The following is a 4,193-nucleotide window of genomic DNA, read 5'->3' on the forward strand; positions in this document are numbered from 1 at the left end:
ATATAATATGGGATATGGGAAAAAATAAGTAAAGATCACTTTAGTATGTAAATATTTAATTTTATAAAAAATACATATTAGTCGTTAGAATACTTAGTATAAGTTCAAAAAAATTAAAGTATAAAACGAATCTTTGTAAGCTATAACTGGAAAGATAGTTATTTATCTGTAATCAATTAACAGATAAATAACCCCAAACCTTCGATTAAAAAAGTGGTCAGCACTCAGCAGTAAACGTGCCCGTTTGCAGAGCATTCCCGAATGGAAAGGGGATTTAAACCCAAGCTCAAAAAAGCTGATAGCTGATAGCTGAATTCTAAGAGCTAGCTAATTATTAGAGGTAAAAAATGGTAGTTGCCACAGAAAAACTTAAAAAATTTACAATTTTACATTCCAATGATATGCACGGAGATTTTTTAGCAGAAACTCAAGGTGCTGAAGGTCATCTCATTGGTGGAATGTCGCTAATCTCAGGGTATCTAAAAAAAGTACGCCAGGAAGAGGAAAATGTGCTATTTGTTATTTCTGGTGATATGGTTCAGGGTTCTATGATTGATACAGAATATAAGGGCATTTCAACTATAGAAATTATGAACTATTTAGCCCCAGATGTAGTAACTATAGGAAACCATGAATTAGATTATGGTTTTTCCCACTTACTATTCCTAGAAAAGATGGCAAACTTTCCCATTATAAATGCCAACTTATATATTAAAAAATATAATAAACGGTTAATGAATCCCTATCTAATCCTGAACGTAGATGGGTTTAATATCATGTTCATGGGTATTGTCACAGAAGAGGTTTTAAAGTCATTAAAATTAGATACCAGTATCGGCGAATTCGTTAAGCTGCAAGATGCTGCTACAGAAGTGGGTAAGATTTGCAACGCATACAAAAATGAAGATATTGACCTGACAGTTTTGTTAACTCATATCGGTTTTGAAGAAGATCAAAAATTAGCTGCAATGCTAAAGCCAGAATGGGGTGTAGATATGATTATTGGTGGACATTCTCACACATTCTTAGACCAACCAGCAAAAGTGAACGACATTCTGATTACACAAGCGGGAGTTGGTACAAACCAAATTGGACGTTTTGATATTGTTGTAGATGACGATACCAATAGTATTGTCGAATGGAAATGGCAACTTATACCAGTAGATGACAATCTTGCCGAACCCGATGTAGACCTGAAAAAGTTTATAGCTTCCTTCAAAGAAGAAGTAGACCGCAAATATAATCGACTCATTGGGCGGTTAGCACGTCAACTTGTACATCCTGTTCGCGAGCGAGAAACTGAGTTAGGTAACTTAATAGCTGATATTTTTGCCCAAATACAGATGATTGATGTCGTGTTGGTGGGCAGTGGTTCAATTCGTGGTACAGAATTAGGACCTTCAATAACATTAAACGATCTCAAAAAACTTTACCCTTATGACGGTCCTCTTTCTGTGGCTAAAGTTACTGGAACACAACTGAAGCAGATATTTGCATATTTTATGAGACCGGAAAACAGAATTCCTGGTGAAAGTAATTATTTTCAAGTTAACAAAGGGGTGGAGGCAGTTTATAATGATGCTGACAAAAAGCTGGAATCTTTGAAAATTAAGGGAAAAGTTGTAGAAGATGATTCCCAATACACTCTTTGTCTCCAGGAATATCATGTCAAAAATTCTGTTGAGAGTTTAAATATAACAGCTGAAGAACTGACAAAATTAGGTAACGAAAAAGTATTGACAACTTCTTCCCAAGATGTGCTAGAAGAATATTTTGGTTCTCATCAAAATCTCAACAGTCACGTTGAAGGTCGATTAGTACAGAAATAGCTCATCATATCATGTCCGCTAGCATCGGTATTGTATAGCAAAGGTAGGCAACAGGGAACAGACAAGAATACTTACAGCGCTTTTCAAGTTGATGAACCACATCTTCACAACCAAAACCCAGTAGGGACGTTTCGCATTTTTGTTATGCAACGTCCCTACTGTGGTCTACTGAAACGAAAAGCGCTGTAAGAGGATGAAAAAAATCAACTTCAGTATTTTAATCCGGATGCTTCAACGGTCACTACTGATAACTGAAACAAACCCCTACTAGCTCACCATCNATTAGCACCTTCCAAATTTACTTTTTCCAGATTTGCACCTAGTAAATTAGCATTCTTCAGGTTAGCTCCCTTCAAGTTAGCTCCCTCAAGGTCAGCATCCATTAACTTAACACCTGCTAAATTTGCTCCTACTAAATCTACTCTCCTGAGACTAGCATCTATTAAGGTTGCACCTCTGAGGTCTAAACCTCGGAGACTAGCACGATGCATCTTTGCACCACTTAAATTAGCATTCTTCAGGTTAGCTCCCTTTAAATTAGCTCTAGTGAGATTAGCATCATTAAGATTAGCACCATGGAGATTAGCAGCACGCAAATTTGCATGGGTTAAATTTGCACCAGATAAATTAGCTTGCCGTAGGTTAGCGCTTTCTAAAACTGCTCGACGTAAACTTGCTCCACCAAGAGAAGCTCTTTCCAATGTGGCATTTTGGAAATTAGAATGGGTTAAATTTGCACCTTCTAAACTAGCGCGAGACAAATTTGCATCCTCGAGTTTAGCTTTGATTAAATTTGCTCCTTGCAGTTGGGCTTCCTTGAGGTTTGCATTTTGTAATCTTGCCCCCTTAAGTTCAATACCCCTCAAATTAGCTTTCCGTAAATCTGCTTCCCGCAAATAAGCATCTTCCAGTTTAAGAGCTGCTAAATTTGCACCACGGAAGTTACAACCGTAACATTCTGAAGTTGCTCGCAATTTAGCAATTGAGCTGTTACCAGAAAATCTGGCGATCGTTCTTTCTCGTTGAGGTCTTTGTGTTCTCTGAAAATTCGTTTGATATCGTTGCTGTCGGAAAGCTGTTAAACTTGTCGCCATGATGGCAAGAGCAGCAATACTAGCAACTCCTACCATGGCAGATGCTTTTACAGGCTGCATTGCCATCGCCACATTCTTAAAATTAGCAGCATCACCAAAAACAGGAATTGGTTTGAGTGCAGCTAAAGCTGCTGCTGCATTGTCAAAACGGTCTTTGTCGTTAGGAGATACCATTTTTTCTAGCCACATTGTAAATAATGTACTCAGTTGTGGCATTAATTTTTTGACATTAAAGCGATAATTGCGGTCAATTAATTTTTTGACATCTGTAGTGGGAGTACCTGTAAGCAAGCAGATTAGAGTTACACCCAAACTATATAAANCAGCTAAAGCTGCTGCTGCATTGTCAAAACGGTCTTTGTCGTTAGGAGATACCATTTTTTCTAGCCACATTGTAAATAATGTACTCAGTTGTGGCATTAATTTTTTGACATTAAAGCGATAATTGCGGTCAATTAATTTTTTGACATCTGTAGTGGGAGTACCTGTAAGCAAGCAGATTAGAGTTACACCCAAACTATATAAATCAGAATTAATAGTGACTGTGCCATTTAATTCTTGTTCTGGTGGCATAAACCCAGGTGTACCACTGAAACCCTCACTTAAATTCTCTTCTATTCCCATACGGGCAAAACCAAAATTAATTAAATATGCAGTAGGGAATCTTTCACCGTTTGCATGGGGAGCAACTAATATATTTTCTGGTTTAATATTACCATGAATAATTGGCGGTGTATGCTTTTGTAAATAAACTAAAATTTCTAAAATTGAAATAGCAATTTGCTTAATTTGTTCTGGGGTAAAACTTCTTCTTTCTGCTAAAGATTTTCCCTCTTGATATTCTGTAATTAAACAAAATCCTTCAGGAGTTTCTAAGGCATCAATATAGTTGGGAATGCGGGGATGTTGTAGTTGTTTAAGAATTTCTACTTCCCGTTCATAAGCTTCAAATCCTGCCCAATTAGCTTCACCATCTGCAAAACGAAATTCTTTGATGACAACTTGTTGGTCTTGTTTAACAGCTAGTCCCTGATATGAAACTTCTCCCTGCTGTTGGTGACGTTCCATTTCTCTAATAATTTCATAGCCGTGACTGGAAAGGTCTTGTTTCATATTAATAGTACCACCTTGTTTTTTCTGCTTGTCAATGGGGTGCTTATGCAAAAAATATATTTTTATAATTATATCATGTTTTTTATTTAGTAGCAATTACAAATTACCGCCTTTTTAATTTTAGTAATTGCTAATAACTATAAGAATATTTTTTTGT

The 4,193-nt window shown here is 36.6% G+C and carries 1 protein-coding gene and 2 pseudogenes; 1 reads left to right on the plus strand and 2 read right to left on the minus strand.

The genetic code is table 11. The features are described from left to right. The first annotated feature begins 347 nt into the window (after positions 1-347). A complete protein-coding gene (locus AFK68_RS07750; RefSeq protein ID WP_094672255.1) occupies positions 348-1,829 on the plus strand; it encodes a bifunctional UDP-sugar hydrolase/5'-nucleotidase in 1,482 nt (493 codons plus the stop codon). Positions 1,830-2,110: 281 nt separating this feature from the next. On the opposite strand, the pseudogene AFK68_RS44510 reads toward AFK68_RS07750, so the two are convergent. Further along, positions 2,111-3,139 (minus strand): annotated as a pseudogene (locus AFK68_RS44510) (pentapeptide repeat-containing protein); the annotation flags it as partial. Between the two features lie 107 nt (positions 3,140-3,246). Next, a pseudogene (locus AFK68_RS44515) lies at positions 3,247-4,036 on the minus strand (serine/threonine protein kinase); the annotation flags it as partial. Between the last annotated feature and the right edge of the window lie 157 nt (positions 4,037-4,193).

This window comes from Hydrocoleum sp. CS-953, from assembly GCF_002260545.1.
Classification (GTDB): domain Bacteria; phylum Cyanobacteriota; class Cyanobacteriia; order Cyanobacteriales; family Microcoleaceae; genus Trichodesmium.